The 22,385-nt window shown below is 68.3% G+C and carries 3 protein-coding genes and 3 pseudogenes; all 6 read right to left on the bottom strand.

Going from position 1 to position 22,385, the window contains the following annotated elements:
* Window positions 1-5: 5 nt before the first annotated feature.
* Window positions 6-5,399 (bottom strand): annotated as a pseudogene (locus ACQP1T_RS21475) (type I polyketide synthase); the annotation flags it as partial.
* Window positions 5,400-5,494: 95 nt separating this feature from the next.
* Window positions 5,495-7,237 (bottom strand): type I polyketide synthase, encoded by a 1,743-nt coding sequence (locus ACQP1T_RS21480; RefSeq protein WP_433762295.1) that lies wholly within the window; start codon window positions 7,235-7,237, stop codon window positions 5,495-5,497.
* Between the two features lie 96 nt (window positions 7,238-7,333).
* Window positions 7,334-10,696 (bottom strand): annotated as a pseudogene (locus tag ACQP1T_RS21485) (type I polyketide synthase); the annotation flags it as partial.
* 21 nt (window positions 10,697-10,717) lie between these two features.
* Window positions 10,718-10,798, bottom strand: a pseudogene (locus tag ACQP1T_RS21490) (polyketide synthase docking domain-containing protein); the annotation flags it as partial.
* Window positions 10,795-16,020: a type I polyketide synthase gene (locus tag ACQP1T_RS21495; protein ID WP_433754836.1), complete on the bottom strand. Its 5,226-nt coding sequence runs from the start codon at window positions 16,018-16,020 to the stop codon at window positions 10,795-10,797. The gene ACQP1T_RS21495 and the pseudogene ACQP1T_RS21490, both read right to left, overlap by 4 nt.
* 73 nt (window positions 16,021-16,093) lie before the next feature.
* A complete protein-coding gene (locus ACQP1T_RS21500) occupies window positions 16,094-22,375 on the bottom strand; it encodes an SDR family NAD(P)-dependent oxidoreductase (protein ID WP_433754837.1) in 6,282 nt (2,093 codons plus the stop codon).
* Between the last annotated feature and the right edge of the window lie 10 nt (window positions 22,376-22,385).

Raw genomic sequence — 22,385 nt, forward strand, 5'->3', positions numbered from 1 at the left:
CGGCGCTAGCCGAGTTCACCGTCGAGCAGTTCGAAAAGCTCGTCCTCGGTCGCGCTTCGGATGTCGTCGTCACGATCACCGGTCGGTTCGGATCCTCCGTCCTCGAGGTCGGCGAGCAACCGGCGCAGGCGTTTCGCGGACCGCCGCCGGTCTTCGGTGGTTATCGGCATGGTGTCGAACTGGGTGGCAAGGGCTTCGAGCGCTTGCTCGAAGGAAGGTTGGGTGTGGTCGGTCGACAGCTCCGCTGCGAGGTGCGCCGCGAGGGTCGTCGGGGTCGGGTAATCGAACGCGGCGGTCGCGGGCAGCTCGAGGCCGGATGCATGGGCGAGTCGGTTGCGCAACTCGACGGCGGCCAGTGAGTCGAATCCGAGGTCCTGGAAAGACAATTCGGGGTCGATCGCGTCGCGCCCCGAATGGCCGAGCACCGCCGCCACATGCGTGCACACCAGATCCGACAGCAGTCGCCGGCGCTCATCGCCGGACAGCACGGAGAGCCGTTCGGCGAACCGTGCCGCGGCCTGCGCGCTCGGGGCACCGTCGAGACTCGGTGGTGCGGGCACACGAACGAGCCCGCGCAATATCGGCGGTACCGCCCCCAGCGCTGCTGCCTGGGCTTGCATGCCGGGCCGATCGAATCGTGCCGCCACGATCGCCGCGCGGCCGCCCGTCATCGTCGCATCCCAGAGCGACAGTGCCTCCGATGGCGTCATCGCGGCCAGCCCGCCGCGGCGCAGCCGTTGCCGACCGATCTTGTCGAGGGTGCCCGCCATCCCCTCGGTCAGGTCCCACAGTCCCCAAGCGAGCGAACATCCCGGGAGACCGCGCGCCCGTCGGTATTCGGCGAGCGCATCCAAAAACGCGTTCGCCGCGGCGTAATTCGCCTGTCCCGGCGCCCCGATCGTGCCCGCCACCGACGAGAACAGCACAAACCCGGTCAGCTCGAGATCACGCGTCAATTCGTGCAGATGCCAGGCGCCCTCGACCTTCGGTGCCAGCACCTGCTCGATTCGGTCCGGCGTCAGCGTCGCGAGCACGCCATCGTCGAGGACGCCTGCCGCGTGCACGACAGCGGTCAATGGATGTGCCGCATCGATATCCGCGATGGTCTGTGCGATCGACGACCGGTCCGTCACGTCGCACGCCTCCCATCGGACGTGTGCTCCATATTCGGCCAGTTCGGCCGTCACCTGTCCGGCGCTGTCGGTCGCACTGCCGCGCCTGCTCGCCAGCACCAGGTGCCGCATGCCGTGCTGGAGCACCAGGTGACGTGCCACCGCGATGCCGAGTGCGCCGCCACCGCCGGTGATCAACACTGTTCCCTCGGTGTCCCACTGCACGCTCGAATCAGGCTCGACATCGGCGGGCATCAGGCGTGGCGACAGGACTCGTCCGTTCCGTACCGCCAGTTGCGATTCCATGCCCGACATCGCGATCGGCCAGACGTTTTCGGCTCCGGAACCGTCGACGTCGACAATGACGAACCGACCCGGATACTCGAGCTGCGCGCTTCGCACTAAGCCCCACACCGCGGCCTGACTCATACCCGGCAGCGTGTCGGCGGCACCGGTCGCGACCGCGCCCTCGGTGACGAGCACCAACGGGATCGACGCCAGCCCGGCGTGCTGCACCCATTCCTGCAACACCTGCACCGTCGCCACCGCAATGTCCCGTGCCGCGACCGCGCCGACGCCCTTGCGGCACGGCAGTAGGACGGCGAGCGGACGAGATGTATCCGGCACCGCGGCGGCCACGCTCGCGACGTCGGCGAACCACCGCACCGCCACTCCGAGATCCTGGGACGGATCGCCGATACCCCACACCGGTCCCGACAGCGTGGCCGCGGCGGGCACCGGATGCCACTGCACAGCGAACAGCGCGTCTTGATTCCCGAATGCCGCCAACTGTTTTCGCGATACCGCGGCCACACGCACCGATTCGATCGTCGCCAGCGGCTGCCCGAGACTGTCGGTCACTGTCGCCGCCAGGCGATCACCGTCGCGCCGCAGCCGCACCCGCAGTCGTGACCCGCCGGTCCGGGCAACCGATACGCCCTGGAAGGCGAACGGCAGCAGCACTTTTCCCGGTTCGAGGAGATCGCCCGCGGCGGCTGTCGCCACGTGGAATGCGGCATCGAGCAGCGCCGGATGAACCCAGCCAGCTGTTTCGAGCTGCGCCGATGGCGCCTCGACCTCGACGTAGATCTCGTCGCCGCGCTGCCACGCGGCTTGGACGCTCTGAAAAGCGGGGCCGTACTCATACCCGAGGTCGGCCAGTGCGGCGTAGAGATCCGCCACCGGCACCGGCTCCGCATCGGCCGGAGCCCACTGGGTTTGCGGCAACGGAAGGCGCACGGCACCGGCAGGTCCAACCGAACCGGTGGCGTGACGGTTCCAGGATGACGGTTCACGGTCGGTTTCGGGCCTGGAATAGACGACCACCGCGCGGTGACCGCGATCGTCCGGTGCGGCGATCTCGAGCTGGATGGCCACCACCACCCCGGCAGCGAAGACCAGCGGCGATTCGAGCACCAACTCCTCGATGCGGGGACAATCCACCAAACCGCCCGCCGCCGACACCAACTCGACCAGACCCGTACCGGGCAGCAGTACCGAACCGAACACGACATGATCAGCCAACCAAGGCTGCGACGCCACCGACAACCGACCGGTCACCACACACCCACCGGACCCGACCAACGACACCACCGTCGACAGCAATGGATGATCGACACATTCCTGCCCGAACCCGACGGCATCAGCCACAGGCGCCGCCGGTGACAGCCAATAGCGTTGCCGCTGAAACGCATACGTCGGCAAATCCACTCGCCGCGCATCCGTCCCGGAATAGAACGCAGCCCAATCGACATCGACACCGGCGCAATGCGCTTCGGCGACGGCGTGGACGAGGGTTTCGACCTGATCGCGCCGGCGACGTTGCGTCGCCACCACCGCCTCGGCATCGATCAGCCCGGCGAGTACGGCATCCGGTCCGATTTCGAGGAATCGGGTACCGCCCGCCTGCCGAAGTGTGCTGATGCCGTCGGCGAAGCGGACCGGCTCACGCACTTGGCGCACCCAATATGCCGGATCCGCAATCAGATCCGACTCGAGCTGGCCGGTCACATTCGACGCGACCGGGATCCGCGGCCGCTGAAATGTCAAGGCCGCTACTACTCGGCGGAATTCGTCGAGCATCGGTTCCATCAACACCGAATGGAATGCGTGGCTGACCGTCAGCCGGCGGGTGCGGCGCCCCTTCCAGCGTGCCTCGAGTTCGGCGATGCCCGCCTCCGGACCTGACACCACGACCGACCCTGGCGCATTGATCGCCGCGACCGAAACCCCATCCGGCAGGTCACCGAGCACGCCACTCTCGACGATCTCGCCGACCGGGTCGAGTTTGTCGAACTTCTCGACCGCATCGATCTCGACTGCCAGCATCGCCCCACCCGCAGGGAGCCCCGCCATCAACCGGCCACGAGCAGTCACCAAACGCACCGCATCCTCGAGCGACAACACCCCGGCCACATGCGCGGCGGTGATCTCACCGACCGAATGCCCGATCACCAAATCCGGTGTCACACCCCACGATTCGAGCAGCCTCGTCAGCGCAACCTCGATGGCGAACACACCCAACTGCGTGTTGTCGGTACGATCCAGGTCGGTGTCGGGATCGAATAACCAAGCCGGATCGCACACCTGACGAATTGATTCCGCGAACACCGGGAATGCCTCGAAGAGTTCACGCCCCATCCCCGCGTACTGCGCACCCTGCCCCGAGAACACGAACACCGTCTTCCCGCCGACCACCCGGCGCGGCACAACAGCACCCAGCTCCGATCGATCCAACACCGCAGCCCGCCACGGCAAATGCGCCCGCGTCGTCGCCAACGAGAACCCCACATCCAACACCGATACTGCCTCCGACGACGGCCCCTCCCCCAGCGCGGATAGTCGGTGTGCTTGCGCCACAACAGCCTCGGCCGAACGCCCAGAGATCACCCACGGCACCATCGCCGACCCGGCCCAAGCCCGCAGCGGCGATCCAGTATCCACTTGCGGCGGCGGCCCCGCTTGCAGCAGCGGCGACTCCGTCCCCGGTTCCAGCTGCGACGATTCGGTCGCCGCCTGTGTCGTCTGCCGAGTTCCCGCCTGCGGCGACGACTCGACCGGAGCTTCCTCCACAATCACATGCGCATTCGTCCCACTGATACCGAACGACGACACCGCAGCCCGCCGCGGCCGCCCCACCGACACCCACGACCGAGCCTCCGTCAGCAATGCCACGGCACCGGAATCCCAATCCACATGCGACGACGGCGCATCCACATGCAACGTCGCAGGCATCACCCCACGCCGCATCGCCTCCACCACCTTGATCACACCCGCGACCCCTGCGGCCGCCTGAGTGTGCCCCATATTCGACTTGATCGACCCCAACCACACCGGCTCGCTTCGACCCTGCCCATAAGTCGCCAACAACGCCTTGGCCTCGATCGGATCACCCAACGCCGTACCGGTCCCGTGCCCCTCAACCATGTCCACATCAGCGGCCGTCAGCCCCGCATTCGCCAACGCCGCGCGAATCACCCGCTCCTGCGACGGACCATTCGGCGCCGTCAAACCATTCGACGCACCATCCTGATTCACCGCGCTACCACGAACCACACCGAGAATCCGATGCCCCTTGGCAAGGGCATCCGAAAGACGCTCCAACACAAGCATCCCCGCCCCCTCACCCCACCCCACCCCATCAGCCGACTCCGCAAACGACCTACACCGACCATCCGCGGAAAGCGCTCGCTGCCTGGTGAATTCGATGAAGAGCCACGGCGTCGCCATGACCGTCACACCCCCGGCCAGCGCGACAGCGCACTCACCCTGACGCAGCGCCACACACGCCTGATGGATCGCGACCAATGACGACGAGCACGCCGTGTCCACCGATACCGCCGGTCCCTCGAGGCCGAGAACATAGGCGAGGCGGCCCGATACGAGCGAACCGGCGCCACCGACACCGGCGTAGTCATGATGCATGACGCCGGTGAACACCCCGGTGTCGCTGCCCCGCAACGACACCGGGTCGATCCCCGCGTCCTCGAGCGCCGCCCAGGCCACCTCGAGCACGATTCGCTGTTGCGGGTCCATCGCCTCGGCCTCGCGCGGCCCGATCCCGAAGAAACCGGCATCGAAATCACCTGCGTTGTAAAGGAATCCGCCCGATCGAGTGAACGACCGACCCGCACCACCGTTCGGGTCGTGCAGATCCGGACGCCAGCCACGGTCTCCCGGGAAATCGTCGACGACGTCGCGTTTCGTCGCGACCAGCTCCCAGAGCGCCGCGCGGGAATCCACATCGCCTGGATAGCGACAGCCCAAGCCGACGATGGCGATCGGTTCGGCGTCACGGCGGCGCAGCGCCGCGATCTCCTTCTGCAGGTGCGCGTTCTCCTTGGCGGCGACGCGCAGCGCGTTCAGCAATTCGTCGGTCGAGGTCATGATTGCTCCCGGTCCGGTCGTTGCTGCGAGGTGAGGATATGACGGATCAGCTCGTCGGAATCCATATCGTCGATCGAGGGCTCGTCGCCGGTCTCGGGTTCGGCCGGTTCGCTCGGCGTCGCCAGCCGCAGCAATGCGTCCAGGATGCCGCTGCTGCGCAGCGTGGCGATGGGAATCGTGGCGAGCCTGCGGCGGATATCGGCGTCGGTCGAGCGGTCTTCGCGCGGCTCGTCGCCGAATCCCAGGCTCTGCGCCAGCCATCCGGACAGTTTGGTGACCGTCGGGTAGTCGAATACCACCGCGACGCCCGCATTGAGGCCGGTGGCGGCTCTGAGCCTGTTCCTGAGTTCGATGGCGGCCAGCGAGTCGAAACCCAGGTCGTTGAACGCCGTTTCGGGATCGATGTCCGACGGTGCGCCGTGCCCGAGTACGTCGGCGACCATTCGGCGCATCAGCTCGCTCAGGTAGTCGCGGCGCGCACTGCTCGGCAGCGCGGCGAGTTTCGCCCGCACGTCCGCGGGCGCGTCGTCGGATTGTGCCTGCCGCCGGGCGGCGGTGGGCACCAGCGCACGCAGCAGCGCAGGCAGTTCCCGGGCGCCGCGGCGCAGCGCCGACCGGTCGATGTGCGCGGGCAGCACCATCGGGTCGGATCCGCTGATCGCCGCGTCGAACAGCCGCATCGCGGTCTCGGGCGCGAGCGGCAGGACGCCGCTGCGGCGGATGCGCTGCAACTGTAGGGCGTTGAGCGCCAACCCCATTCGCGCGCCCTCCCATGGACCCCACGCCATCGAAGTCGCGGGCAGTCCGGCGGCCCGCCGATGCGCGGCGAGCGCGTCGAGGAATACGTTGGCCGCCGCGTAGCCGCCCTGGCCGATCGGCAGGATCAGCCCGCCGACCGACGAGAACAGCACGAATAGTTCGAGGTTCGCGTCCTTGGTCAGCTCGTGCAGGTGCCAGGCGCCGTCGACCTTCCCCGCGAATACGGCGTCGAGACGCTCGTCGGTGAGCGAGCCGACGATTCCGTCGTCGAGCACGCCCGCCGTATGCACCACACCGACCAGCGGCCGTGTCGCGGGAATGCCGGAAAGCAACGCGCTCACCGCATCTCGATTCGCGATATCGCATGCGACGATATCCACTTCGGCGCCGAGGGCGCGCAAACGGGCCAGCAGGTCGTCGGCCCCGGGCGCCGCGGCACCGCGACGGCCGACGAGCAGCAGGTGTCGCGCACCGTGCGCGCGCACCAGGTGCTCGGCGACCTGTGCGCCGAGTGCGCCGGTGCCACCCGTGACCAGCACGCTGCCAGCCGCAAGGTCCGGACCCGTTGTTTTCCGGCCACCGACCGGGACGAGCCGAGGCACGAGGTATCGCCGTGCGCGGACAGCGATTTCGGATTCGCCGGTGGCGACCAGCGCACCGACGGGCACGTCGCTATCGACGTCGGCGAGCACGATCCGGCCCGGTTGCTCGGCCTGCGCCGAGCGGACCAAGCCCCAAGCAGCCGCAGCCGCGAGATCCGCGACGTCCTCGCCGGGCAACGCCACCGCGCCGTCGGTCAGCACCAAAAGGCGGCTGTCGGCGAATCTTTCCTCGCTCAGAAACGCCTGCAGGATAGTGAGCATCCGCCCGACCGTCGCGCGGACCTGCACCGGCACCGCGTCTGATCCGCCTGCGCAATGAGCGACGACCACCGCCGCGACACGGTCGGATGTCGCGGCCTCTTCCCACGGCTGCCACACGGTGCCATCGTCGATACCCGCATCGACCGGAAGCCATTCGATTCTGAACAGCGAATCATGCTCTGCCGCTTCGCTGTTCAGTTGGTCAACCGATACGGGACGGGCGACGATCCGGCCTGCGGACAAGACCGGACGCGCGGCTTCGTCGGTGACGACGACCGAGACTCCCTCGCCGCCGGTCGGATTGATGCGGACCCGGACAGCGCTCGGCCTGGCCGCGTGCAGGGCAACATCTTGCCAGGCGAACGGCAGTGCGGTTACTTCACCGCGGACCGCGAGCAAGCCCGCGTGCAGTACCGCGTCCAGCAGTGCGGGATGGATCCCGAACCCTTCGGGATCACCGGCAGCGGAGGGGAGGACGACATCGGCACAGATCTCGTCGCCGGATCGCCACAGCCGTCGCACCCCGCGGAAGGCAGGACCGTAGCCGTACCCGCGCTCGGCCAGATGTTCGTAACCGGCGGTGACATCGAGAGCCGTCGCCCCCTCCGGCGGCCAGACCGACGGGTGCGGCACCGGTTCCGCCGTCGAATTCACCAGCGTTCCTTCGGCATGCAGCGTCCAGTCCCGCACTCGGTCGCGTCGCGAGTACACCGCGATCGCGCGATGCCCGTCGGTGTCCGCGCCGTCGACGACGACCTGCACCGCGACGCCGCCCGCCTCCGGAATCGGCAGCGGTGCCCGAATCGTCATGTCCTGCACGACGGAACAATCGACTTCGTCACCGGCACGCACCATCAGTTCGACGAACCCGGCACCGGGCAGCAATGCACGGCCCAAGATGCGGTGTTCGGCCAGCCACGGCTGCGATTGCAGCGAGAGCCGTCCGGTCAGTACGACGCCACCGGAGGTGGGCGATTCCACGACCGCGCCGACCAACGGGTGTCCGGAGGATCCGAGACCGGCGCCCGTCACGTCGCGACCCGTGGGCACCGCCCAGAAGCGTTGCCGTTGGAACGGATACAACGGCAGGTCGACGCGGCGCGCGCCGGAACCCGCGAAATAGCGGGTCCAGTCCACCGCACCGCCGGTGACGTCGAAGCGGCCGAGCCCCGTGACCAGCGACTCGATCTCGTCGCCGTCGCCGCGCAGTAGCGGCACCGATACGGCCTCGATATCGACGGCGGCGGCGATCATCGCGGCCAATGCGGCCCCCGGCCCCACCGCCACGAACCGTACCGCGCCGTCTGCGGCCGCGGCGGCGACACTGTCCGCGAACAGGACTGGTTGTCGCAGCTGCCGTCGCCAGTACCGCGGAGTACCGAAATCCTCGGGCGCGAAATCGCCGGTCATGGTCGATACGACCGGCAGCCGTTGCGGACCGACGGTGATGTCCGCGATGACGGCGGCGAATTCGTCGAGAATCGGATCCATGGCTGCCGAGTGGAAGGCATGGGAGACCGCGAGTCTGGTGGTCTTCCAGTCGCGACGGGCGAATTCCGCCGCGGTCGTCGCCAATCGGTCGGCGTCGCCCGAGAGCACAACGGCGGCTGGTCCGTTCACCGCGGCGATCTCGACACCGTCCGGCAGCAGCGACAGCACTTCGCTCGCGCTCGCCGCGACGGCGAGCATCGCGCCGCCGGTGGGCAGTGCCCGCATCAGTCTGCCGCGCGCTGCGACGACCCGCGCGGCATCTTCCAGCGACAGAACTCCGGCAACGTACGCGGCGGCAATCTCGCCGACCGAATGACCGAGGACGAGATCCGGCACGACGCCCCACGATTCGAGCAGCGCGGCCAGCGCGACCTCGACGGCGAACAAGCCGCTCTGCGCGAACATCGTCTGCGTCAGCGCCGGTTCGTCCACACCCCAGAGCACGGGCCGCAACTCGGCGGACAGGTGCTGCTCGACGGCAGCCAGCGCATCGTCGAACACGGTGCGGAATACCGGGAACGCCGCGTGCAGCCCGCGTCCCATTCCCAGTCGCTGTGCGCCCTGGCCGGGGAAAGCGAACGCCGTCTTCCCGGTTATCACGTGCCCCACGATCGGATCCGCAAGCGCCGCAAGCAATTGCGCGCGGCTGGTGCCCACCGCGACGGCCCGGCGCTCGAGCCGAGCGCGGTCCGCGAGGGACACACCGACATCGGCCGGACTGAGCTCCGGTGTGGCCACCACCCGGTCTCGAATACGGTCCGCCTGCGAGGTAAGCGCTGCCGCGGTCCTCCCGGAGATCACCCACGGCACGACCGGCGGTGACGGCACCTCGCGGACCGGGACCGGCTCGGCCGGTGGCTCTTCCAGAATCACATGAGCGTTGGTGCCGCTGATGCCGAACGACGACACGGCGGCACGGCGCGGCCGCTCCCCCTGCGGCCACGGCTGCGATTCGGTGAGCAGCCGCACGGCTCCGGCGGACCAGTCGACGTGCGGGCTCGGCGCATCGACGTGCAGTGTCGAAGGCATCGTATTGTGCCGCATGGCCATCGCCATCTTGATCACGCCGGTGACACCCGCGGCGGCTTGCGTGTGACCGACGTTCGACTTGATCGAGCCCAGCCAGATCGGCCGATCCCGCTTGCTGCCGTATGTGGCGACCAGCGCGCGCGCTTCGATCGGGTCACCGAGCGTCGTTCCGGTGCCGTGGCCCTCGACGACGTCGATATCGTCGGTGCCGAGCCCGGCATTGGCCAGCGCGGCGCGGATCACCCGTTCCTGCGCTGGTCCGTTCGGTGCGGTCAGCCCGTTGCTGGTGCCGTCCTGATTCACTGCCGACCCGCGCACCACCGCCAGGATGCGCCTGCCGTTGCGCCGGGCGCTCGAAAGCCGTTCGAGCACAACCATTGCCGCGCCTTCGGACCAGCCGACCCCGTCGGCCGCGGCCGCGTAGGACTTGCAGCGGCCGTCCGGCGAAAGCCCACGCTGCCGCGACATTTCGACGAAGACACCTGGCGTCGCCATGACCGACACGCCACCGACCAGAGCAAGACCGCACTCACCCGCCCGCAACGCCGCCACCGCCTGATGCAGTGCCACCAGCGACGAGGAGCAGGCGGTGTCGACGGTGACCGCCGGACCGGTGAGGCCGAGCGAGTAGGCGACTCGGCCGGAGACGATCGAGCCCAGCTGGTTCATCTGCCCGTAGTCGTGGTACATCACACCCGCGAAAACACCGGTGTCGCTGCCCCGCAACGAGTTCGAATCGAGCCGCGCGTCCTCGAGCGCCTCCCACGAAACCTCGAGCAGCAACCGCTGCTGTGGGTCGGCGGCGAGGGCTTCGCGCGGGCTGATGCCGAAGAATCCGGCATCGAAATCGCCCGCGTTGTAGAGGAACCCGCCCTCCCGCACGTAGCACCGGCCTACCGCGTCCGGGTCGGGATCGTAGAGGTCGGGGTCCCAGCCGCGGTCGACCGGGAAGGCACCGATCGCGTCGCGGCCGTCGGCGACCAGGTCCCACAGCTGATCTCGCGACGTCACGCCGCCGGGCAGGCGGCAGGCGGCTCCGACGATCGCGATGGGTTCGGCGAGTGCGGCGGTCAACCGCTGATTCGTTGCCCGCAGTTCGTCGTTTTCCAGGACCGAGCGCCGTAGCGCCTCGACCAACCTGGTATCCGAGCCGCTCATGCCGGACTGTCCGGATCACCGAGGACCATGCGGATCAGGCTCTCCTCATCCATATCTCGGATCTGCTCGGCCCTGCTGCCGACCAACTCGTCCGGTGCGGTCGCGGCACCGGCCAGGTCGAGCAACTGGTCGAGCAACCCGGCCGTGCGGAGCCGGTCGAGCGGAATCGCGCCGAGCGCCGCACGGATCCGTTCCTCCGTGTCGACGGCCGGATCATCAGCACGCCCGGCGAGTTCGGCGGCGAGATATTCGCCGATCGCCGCGGGGGTCGGATAGTCGAAAACGACCGTGGCGGCGAGATCGACGCCGGTCGCCGCTCTCATCCGGTTGCGGAGCTGCACTGCCGCGAGCGAGTCGAACCCCATCTCCTGAAAGGGCCGATCCGGCGCGATCGCCGCCGGGCCCGGATGCCCGAGGACCGCCGCGGTGTGCGTGCGGACGAGTTGGAGGATCTCCGCACGACGTTTCGCGGGTGAGAGCCCGGCGAACATGGCTGCTGCGCGTGCGATGGAACGTTGCGTCGGCGCCAGCGCCGCGAAGATCGGCGGCAGCTCGGAGCCGGGGTCCGCGGCCGCGAGATCCAGGCCGACGGGCACGACGACCGGCTGCCGCACCCGCAGCGCCTGGTCGAAGGCGGCCAGCGCGGCTGCGGGGGCCAGATCACGAATGCCGGTGCGGGCGAGGCGTTTGCGCGCCGCATCCTCCAGTCGCCCACTCATGCCGCTCTCCCACGGTCCGAATGCCATCGCGACACCGACCGCACCGTCTGCCCGGCGGTATGCCGCGAGCGCGTCGAGATATGCGTTCGCGGCGGCGTAGTTCCCCTGTCCCGGAGCGCCGAACACACCCGCGGCCGAAGAAATGAGCACGAATATCGACAGGTTCGACCGCGCGGTCGCCTCGTGCAGATTCCATGCGCCCGACACCTTCGGCGCCAGGACCGCGTCGAGTCGCTCGGGGGTCAGCGATGTGATGACGCCGTCGTCCAGGACACCCGCGGCGTGGACCACACCGATGAGCGGCCGTTCGGCGACGATCGCGGACACCAACCGTTCCACCGCATTCCGGTCCGTGACGTCGCAACGCTCGACCTGTACGAGCGCGCCCGCCGCGCGGAGTTCGTCGGCAACGGTCGTGGCCGCACCGCGACGGCTCGCCAGCACGATGTCGCGCACACCGTGCTTCGCGACGAGATGCCGTGCGACCGCGATACCGAGATCTCCTGTGCCACCGCTGATCAGCACGGCCCCATCGGTCAGCGGCGGCTCAGGTGACATCGGCTCGGTCGGTGCCATCCGTACCAGACGCGCTACCCGGATCACATCGCCGCGCAATATGATCTGCGGTTCCGCCGTACCGACCACTCGCGCGACAGATTCGTCATCGAGTTCGACGTCGATATCGGCGAGCACGAACCGATCCGGATGCTCCGCCTGTGCCGACCGCACCAGGCCCCACACAGCGGCACCGGCGAGATCGACGACGCCCTCGCCGGGAACGTCGACCGCACCGGAGGTGACCACAAGTAGCCGAGCACGCGCGTACCGATCGTCACTCGTGCAGTCCTGCAACATCTTCAGGGCGGTCCGCGTCGCAGACCGCACATCGGACGGGAGCGCTGGCGCGGTACGCCGGAAGTCCGCGACAACGACATCGGGTACCGTGTCGCCGCCCCACGCGGCCCAGGTCACCGGAGCGGCCGAGTGCGCATCGACCGGACGCCAGTCGACCATATGCAGTGTCCGATCGAGCCGGTCGACCGACGCTCGACGCATCGTCAACGACCGCACCGACAGCACTGGGACATCCGCATCGTCGGTGATATCGATCGCCACGCCGCCCGGCCCCACCGGGGTGAGCCGGGCACGCACGGCACCACGGGCGACCGAATGCGCCACGACACCTTCCCAGCTGAACGGCACCATCGGTGCGAGTTCGTCCGCACCGCGCGCCAGCGCCTGCGTATGCAGTACCGCATCGAGCAAAACCGGATGCATCGCGAATTGCTCGGCACCGGAGCTGATTTCATCCGCCGCTGCCTCGGCGAACCACACGTCGCCATGCCGCCATACCCGACGCAGCCCGCGGAATGCGGGGCCGTAGTCGAGGCCCGCGTCGGTGAGCCGGTCATAGATCGCGGCCGCGTCGACCTCGACCGCCCCGGCAGGTGGCCAGTCGCCGAATCCCGCGAAGCCCGCATCGGCGGCTTGTTGCTGCGCGAGTACACCTTCCGCGTGGCACGTCCAGGAGCCGGCGGAGTTCGCGTAGACCGCGAACGCCCGCTCGCCGGTCCCGTCATCGGCGCGCACCGACACCTGCACCGTGACCGAACCCGTCGCCGGAACCGCCAGCGGTGTCAGCAGCGTCAGATCACGCAGCACGGGGCACCCGCACGCCGCGCCCGCCCGCAGTGCCAGCTCCACGAAACCCGTTGCGGGATAAAGCAGGTGGCCGAGAACGCGATGATCGGCCAGCCACGACTGAGTCAGCGAGGACAGCTGTCCGGTGAGGCGCATCCCGCCGGTGTCGGGTTCCTCGAGCACCGCCGTCAGGATCGGATGCGACAGCCCGGCGTCCGAGCGACCGTGCGACGATGGTGTCAGCCAATAGCGTTGCCGATCGAAGGCATACAGCGGCAGGTCCACTCGACGCGCACCGGTGCCCGCGAAGACGGCTGGCCAATCCACCGCGACGCCCGCGGTGAACAACCGAGCGACCCCGGCCATAACCGACCGCACCTCGGGCTGCTCGCGCCGCAGCACCGCGACCGTCACCGCGGCTTCGCTATCAACTGTCTCGGCGACCATCGCCGAGGCCGAACTGCCCGGCCCGACCTCGACGAACCGAATGCCACCGGCGGCCACCGCGGCCGCGACGCCATCGCCGAATCGAACCGGCTCCCGAACCTGGCGCACCCAATAGTCCGGGTCGGTGAACAGCTCGGACTCGAACCTTCCAGTGACGTTGGACGCGATCGGTATCCGCGGCGGCCGAAACGTCAACTTCCGCAGCACAGTGCCGAATTCGGCCAGCATCGGCGCCATCGACTCGGAATGGAACGCATGCGACACGCGCAGTCGCCGGGTGCGCCGGTCGGCCCACCGCGACTCGAGTTCGTCGATCGCGGCCGCCGGACCGGACACGACTATCGACCCGGGCGCATTCACCGCCGCCAACGAAATCCCGCTCGGCAACGCGCCGACCTCGTCGGCTGCCACAGCCAGCATCGCGCCGTCCGCAGGTAGCGCCGCCATGAGCCGACCGCGCGCGGTGACCAATTCCACGGCATCCTCGAGCGACAAGACCCCGGCGACATGCGCCGCGGTGATCTCGCCGATCGAATGCCCGATCAGCAGATCCGGCATGATGCCCCAGGACTCGAGCAGCCGGAACAAGGCGGTTTCGACCGCGAACAATGCGAGCTGGGTATGGTCCGTCCGGTCGAGGTCGGTGTCGGGGTCGAACAGCCATGCGGGGTCGCAGATCGCGCGAATCGCGTCCGCGAACACCGGAAAGGTTTCGAACAGCTCCGCGGCCATCCCGACCCGCTGCGCACCCTGCCCGGGAAAGACGAATACTGTTTCACCCGAAAGTCCACGCGCCGAAACGATTTCAGACAGCCTCGCGGCCAGTTCCGTCCGATCGGCGCCGACCACGACCGCTCGGTGCTCGAGCCGTGCCCGCTGGGCCAAGGCCGCGCCGACGTCGAGTGCCGACGCCTCGGGATTGTCGTCCAGCCACTCGAGCAGCCGATCGGCTTGCGCGGCAACAGCTCCCGCGGTCCGACCGGACAGCACCCACGGCACGACCGGTAGCGACCGGGTCGATTCGGGTTCGAGCACCGGCGTCGGTGCTTCCTCCACGATCACATGCGCGTTGGTACCGCTGATCCCGAACGACGACACCCCCGCACGCCGCGGCCGACCGTCCACCGACTCCCACGGTCGCGCTTCGGTCAGCAGCCTGATATTGCCTTGGCGCCAATCCACCTGCGACGACGGAGCATCCACATGCAGTGTGCGTGGCAGCACTCGATGCCGCATCGCCTCGACCATCTTGATCACGCCCGCCATACCGGCCGCGGCCTGCGAATGCGCGATATTCGATTTCACCGAGCCCAACCACATCGGCTGGTCCCGGCCGCGGCCGTAGGTGGCCAGCAGCGCCTGCGCCTCGATCGGATCGCCGAGCGTCGTTCCGGTGCCGTGCCCCTCGACAATGTCGACATCCGAGGGCGACAGTCCGGCATTCGCCAGCGCGGCTCGGATCACACGTTCCTGCGACGGGCCATTGGGCGCGGTCAGTCCGTTGCTACCACCATCCTGGTTGACCGCACTGCCACGGATAACGCCGAGCACCCGATGCCCGTTGGCTTCGGCGTCCGAGAGTCGTTCCAGGACAAGCACTCCGGCACCTTCGCCCCACGACACGCCGTCGGCGGAATCGGCGAACGACTTACAGCGGCCGTCCGGTGCGAGCCCCCGCTGTCGGCCGAAGTCGGTGAACATCGTCGACATCGTCAATACGGTCACCCCACCCACCAGTGCCAGGCCACATTCGGCCGCCCGCAGTGCGGCGCACGCCTGATGGATCGCGACCAGCGACGACGAGCATGCGGTGTCGACGGATACCGCGGGCCCGACCAAGCCCAAGGTGTAGGCCACTCGACCCGACACGATGCTCGGCAGATTTCCGCTGATCCGGTAACCGTCGAGCCCGTCGTCGTCATTACCCAGTCCGTACACGCAGCCGCTGACACCGGCGAAGACGCCGGTATCGCTGCCCCGCAACGACATCGCGTCGATACCCGCGTCCTCGAGCGCCTCCCAGACGACCTCGAGCAGCACCCGCTGTTGCGGATCCATCGCCAGCGCCTCACGCGGGCTGATCCGGAAGAACTCGGCGTCGAATTCCGCGGCGTCATAGAGAAACGCACCGGCCCGCGTATACGTTTTGCCGTGCGCGTCCGGGTCCGGGTCATACAGGTCGCCCCAGCCGCGGTCGGTCGGGAAATCGCCGACGGCGTCGCGTTCGTCGGCAACCAACTGCCACAGCGCCGCCCGCGATCCGACGCCACCCGGGAACCGACAGCCGACGCCCACGATCGCGATCGCGATCGGGCCGTGCAACTGTTCGAACCACTCGAGCCGCCTTTTCGTGCTCTGCAATTCGAGGGTCAGCCGTTTGAGGTAAGCGAGTGTCTTCTCGTCGCGCTCGGTCACAGCCGCGCCTCGCTAGCGCTCGGCTCCGCTGCGACCGTCGGTGCTGTGCTGATGGTTCCCTCGCTCCGCTCGGTCACTTCAGCTCCTTGTCGATGAGTTCGAACATCTCGTCGAAGCCCGCCTCCTCGATCGCATCCGCGGAGATCGCATCGCGCTGCACCGCGCCGTCGAGTTCGTTCAGCGCGCGGACGAGCCTGGCCGAGACCACCTTTCGGGTGTCGTCGTCGAGCGATCGGTCACGCAGCAGCGCCAGGGTGCGATCCAGCGTCGACACGATCGCGCTGTCATCGTCGGAGGTGGTGTGTCCGAGCCGCGCCATCAGATACTCGGTGATGGCGGTCGGCGTCGGTTGATCGAAGACAGTGGTCGCCGGAAGCTGGAGCCCGGTCGCGGACGCGAGGCGGTTGCGGAGTTCGACCGATGTCAGCGAATCGAACCCGAGTTCACGGAAGTTCGTGTCGATATCCACCTGCTCGGGACTGCGGTGCCCGAGTACGGCCGCGACGTGTGATCGGACCAGTTCCAGCAACCGTTTGGCCTGCTGCTCGGGCGTCAACCCAGCGAGCTGGAGCCCCTGATCCGCGACCGTGCCGGTGTCGGCGGTCGGCCGACCGCCCAGCAACCTGCGCAACATCGGATGCAGCGCGGCCACATCCACCGATCCGGCCGGATCGAACTCGGCCGCCACGACCGACGGGACGGGCTGTCGCACCGCCGCATCGAACATCGCCAGCCCGGCTTCGACACTCAGCGGCGCCAGACCTTCGCGGCCGATCCGCGCGGCATCCGCGGTGTCCAATGTGGCGCCCATCCCGGATTCGGCCGTCCACAGACCCCAATCGATCGATACCGCCGCCAGCCCCGACCGCTGCCGGAAAGCCGCCAGCTCGTCCAGAAAGGCATTCGCCGCGGCGTAATTCGCCTGTCCGGGCGAACCGAGCACACCGGCGACCGAGGAGAACAGTACGAACCATGCCAAATCCCGGTCGCGGGTCAGTTCGTGCAGGTGCAGGCCACCGTCGACCTTGGGCGCCAGCACTTTCCGCAGTCGCTCGGGTGTCAGCGCCGCAACCATGCCGTCGTCGAGCACGCCTGCGGCATGCACCACGCCCGTCAACGGATGGGTGTCCGGAATTGCGGCCAGCAGGCGCTCGCATGCGTCACGATCTGCTACATCGCATGCCACCACCTGCACGGCCGCGCCCGACGCGGAAAGTTCCGCCTGCAGTTCCGTCGCTCCGGTCGCTTCCGGTCCTCGGCGGCTGGCCAGCACCAGATGGCGCACTCCGTGTTCGGTCACCAGATGCCGTGCCAACAGCGCACCCAAACCACCCGTACCACCGGTGATCAGCACCGTCCCATCCGGATCCGGACGCCGCGGCACCCTCAGCACGATCTTTCCCACATGACGCGCCTGCCCGAAATAACGGAACGCCTCACGCGCCAGTCGCACATCCCACGCCGAAACCGGCAATGGGACCAGGCCACCCTTGTCGAAGAGCTCGGCTAGCTCCCCGAGCATCCGCGCAATTTGATCGGCGTCAACTCGAGTCAGATCGATCGCCTCATAACGCACACCAGGGAAAATGTTATTTATCGTGTGCGGGTCGCGGATATCGGTCTTACCCATCTCCACAAACCAGCCACCACGCGGCAGCAACCGGAGCCCCGCATCGACGAACTCACCCGCCAGCGAATCCAACACAACATCCATCCCGACACCGCCGGTCGCAGTCAAAAAACGCTGCTCGAAATCTGTTGTCCGAGAATCGGCGATCCGATCAGCATCGACACCCAAGTCGCGCACCGTCGCCCACTTGCCACGACTCGCCGTCGCGTACACCTCGAGCCCCAAATGCCGCGCCAAAGCCACCGCCGCCATACCCACCCCACCAGCAGCAGCATGAACCAACAACCGCTGCCCCGCCCGAACCTGGGCCACCTCCACCAACGCCAACCACACCGTCAAATACACCGTCGGCACACCAGCAGCCTCGCTGAACGACCAGCCAGACGGGATACGCGTCAGCAGCCGACGATCCGTGACCACCACCGACCCACCCGCGGGCGCAAGCCCCATCACGGCATCGCCGACCCGAAGATCCGAGATCTCCGCTCCGACCTCGACCACGACACCGGCCACATCCGACACCAACCCCGCCCCGTCAGCGACCACTCCCAGACATACCAACACGTCCCGGAAATTGACCCCCATCGCCCGAACCGCAACCCGCACCATCCCAGCGCCCAGCTCGCCGCTCAGAGATGAATCACTCACCACCCCAACGCCATCCAACACACCACTGTTCGCCACCGCCAGCCGCCAGTCCCCCTCCGGCAGCACCAGCGCACCGGTACCCGCCGGCGCCAACCTGGGCACGAACATCTCACCGTCGCGGATCGCGACTTCCGGCTCCCCCAACGCCCACAGTCCCGCGAAATCCAGCTCACCCGCATCGCCGCGCAGGTGCACCAACAGGATTCGCCCCGGCTCCTCCGCTTGGGCGCAGCGCACCAGACCGCGCACCGCACCGCCCGCGAGTCCGCCGGTCACGACGACCAGCCGCGAATGGGTCGGCTGTTCATCGGCAACGAACCACTGCACGAGCTCCAACGCGTCGACGACAGTGTCCGAAACACTGCCCCCGCCACAACAATTCACCACGAGCATGTCCGACGCCGCCACACCGTCGACGCCCGACCGCCAGTCGGCCAGGTCCACGGCCCGAACCACGTCGCTGGCGGCGCCGCTGTGCCGACCGGTCACCGCGAGCCACTGCACCTGTCGCAGCGCAATCGATTCCCGGTCGGCAACAAAAGCCAGCTGGTCCACGGTGACCGGCCGCGTCACCAACCGCCGCACCGTCACCACCGGACGCCCCGCACCGTCGAAGCCATCCAGCGCCCCGATACCGTTGCCCGACAAGGCAATCTGGACTCGGAGCCGACGCGCGTCACCGGCCGACAGTGCGGTTCCCTCCCACACGAACGGCAGCCGCAACTCCGCGCCCGAATCCACCGACCCCAGCGCGGCCGCATGCACCGCGGCGTCGAGCAACGCCGGATGGATACCGAACCCGGCGACCTCCACCGAATCGGGCAGGGCCACCTCCGCGAACAGCGCCTCCTGGTTACGCCAGATACGCTGCACCGCGCGGAAAGACGGGCCGTACCCGTACCCAGCTGCCGCCAGCCGCTCATACCCGGCCTGCGCGTCCACCTCCACCGCATCGGCGGGCGGCCATGCCGGGGCCATCGGCACCGATACCGTCCGTTCGGTGGCCAGCAGCCCTTCGGCGTGGCGCACCCACCCGCCGTCGCCGCCTTCGACCCGCGAATACACCGACAACGAACGCTCGCCCGCGCCGGTGTCACCTCCGACCACCACTTGCACAGCTACCGAGCCCTGATCCGGAATGATCAGTGGCGCTTGCAATGTCAGCTCGCGAACGACCGGGCACGCGCACGCCGAACCGGCCTGCAATGCCAGCTCCACGAAACCCGTCGCCGGAAACAGCACATACCCCAGCATCCGATGATCGGCCAACCACGGCTGGCCCGCCACCGAAAGGCGGCCGGTCAAGCGCAGCCCACCCGAATCCGGTTCCGCCAACCCGGCAGCCAACACCGGATGCCGCCACTCGATGAGCCCCGAACCCGAAACATCACCGCGCGACGCGGTCAGCCAGTAGTGCTGCCGCTGGAACGCGTACGTCGGCAGATCCACCCGCCGCGCACCTGTTCCCGCGAAGCAAGCGACCCAGTCGACCGCACCGCCCGCGGTGCACAGCCGACTCACGCCGGATATCACCGAGCGCACTTCCGGCTGTCCGTGCCGCAGCAGTGGGATCGTCGTCGCCGCGGCGGAGTCCACCGTTTCGGCGACCATCGCCGATGCCGAACTGCCGGGTCCCAACTCCACGAATCGGGTACCGCCGGCGGCCACCGCCGCTGTCACGCCGTCGGCGAACCGCACCGGCTCACGCACATGCCGCACCCAGTATTCGGCCGTGCCGTACTCGGCGTCGGCCAACCGTCCGGTCACGTTCGACACCACCGGGATTCGCGCCCGCTGCGGCCTGATCTCGGCGATCGCCGCCGCGAACTCGTCGAGCATCGGCTCCATCAGCTCGGAATGGAATGCGTGGCTCACCCGAAGCCGCTTGGGACCGCGTTCCGCCCAACGCCGCTCGAGTTCGGCGATCCCGGCCTCCGGACCCGAAACCACCACCGACCCGACCGTATTCGCCGCCGCAATCGACACACCCGCGGGCAGCTCACCGATCTCGTCGGCCGCCACCGCGATCGAAGCCATGGCACCGCCGCTCGGCAGCCCGGCCATCAACCGCGCACGCACGCCGACCACGCGTGCCGCATCCGCGAGCGACAACACCTCGGCGATGTGGGCGGCGGTGATCTCCCCCACCGAATGCCCGATCGCGAGCGCGGGCCGGACACCCCATGCGGCCAGCAGTCGCGAGAGCCCCACGCCCATCGCGAACAGCCCGCACTGCGCGACGATCGTCGACGCAACCCGTTGTTCGTCGTTGCCCCACAGCGTATTTCGCACGGAAACTCCGCCGACGAACGGTTCGACCGCGGCCAGCGCGGCGTCGAAGCCCTCCGCGAATACCGGGAACACCTCGGCGAGCGCGCGGCCCATACCCACCCACTGCGCACCCTGACCGGGAAAGACGAAGACGGTTTCACCGGAAATGCCGCGCGCCGCGGCGATATCGGCCAACCCGGCGACCAGTTCCGCGCGGTCGTCGCCCACGAGCACCGCGCGATGTCCGAGCTGAGCTCGTCCGGCGAGCGAGACTCCGATATCGAGCGCCGTCGCTGTGGGATTGGCGGACAGCCAGTTCCGCAGCCGATCGACCTGGGCGGCAACCGCCTGCGGGGACCGACCGGACAGTACCCACGGCACCACAGGTAGCACCGCCGTCGGTTCCGTTTCGGCAGCGGGTGCCGGTGCCTGCTCGAGGATCACATGCGCGTTCGTGCCACTGATCCCGAACGACGACACGGCCGCCCGCCGCGGCCGCTCCGGCGACTCCCACGGCCGCGACTCGGTGAGTAGTTCCACATTGCCAGCGACCCAATCCACGTGCGAGGTCGGCGCGTCCACGTGCAGCGTGCGCGGCATCACCCGATGGCGCATCGCCTCCACCATCTTGATCACTCCGGCGATACCAGCCGCACCCTGCGTGTGGCCCATATTCGACTTCACCGAACCGAGCCACACGGGCTGATCCCGATTGCTTCCGTAGGTCGCCAGCAACGCCTGCGCCTCGATCGGATCGCCCAACCGCGTCCCGGTCCCGTGTGCTTCGACGAGATCGATGTCGTCGGGCGCCAAACCCGCATTCGCCAATGCCGTCCGGATGACTCGTTCTTGCGACGGACCGTTCGGCGCGGTCAACCCGTTGCTCGCACCGTCCTGGTTGACCGCACTGCCGCGGATCACGCCCAGTACCCGGTGTCCCTCGGCTTCGGCGCGCGACAGCCGCTCCAGCACGACGATCCCCGCGCCCTCACCCCACGCCACGCCGTCGGCGGACTCCGCGAACGATTTACATCGTCCGTCGGGCGCCAGCGCGCCCTGTCTGCTGAATTCGACGAACATCGGCTCGGCCGTGGCCATCACGGTGACGCCACCGGCCAGCGCCATATCGCAGTCACCGGAGCGCAGCGCCTGACATGCCTGATGCAGTGCCACCAGCGAGGACGAACACGCGGTGTCGACCGTCACGGCCGGGCCGATCAAGCCGAGTGTGTAGGCCACTCGCCCCGATACGACGCTTGCCGTCGCGCCGACCGTTATATAACCCTCTACTTCGTCGCGGCGCTCACTGCGCAAGGCCGCGAATCCGTAGTCGTGCTGCATGACCCCGGCGAATACGCCAGTGTCGCTACCACGCAACGAGTGCGGATCGATACCCGCGTCTTCTAGTGCCTCCCAGGAGGTTTCGAGCAGCAACCGTTGTTGCGGGTCCATCGCCGCCGCCTCACGCGGGTTGATGCCGAAGAACTCGGCATCGAATTCGGCAGCGTCATAAAGGAATCCACCGGTCCGGGTGTAGGACTTACCGCGTGCTCGGGGATCGGGATCGTACAGGTCATCGGCCCAGCCGCGGTCGGCCGGGAACTCGCCGACGACGTCGCGGCCATCGGCAACCAGATCCCACAGACCGTGCCGCGACGACACCGCACCCGGGAACCGGCAGCCGATACCGACGATCGCAACCGGCTCCCGCGCGGCGTCGAGCAGCTCACGCTCGCGCTGGCGAACCTTGCGCAGTTCGGCCGTGACCCACCGCAGATTCTCGAGGAGTTCGTTCTCGGTGACCACTACGGTGCAC

The sequence above is a fragment of the Nocardia sp. CA-135398 genome (assembly GCF_050955845.1).
Taxonomy (GTDB): Bacteria; Actinomycetota; Actinomycetes; order Mycobacteriales; family Mycobacteriaceae; genus Nocardia.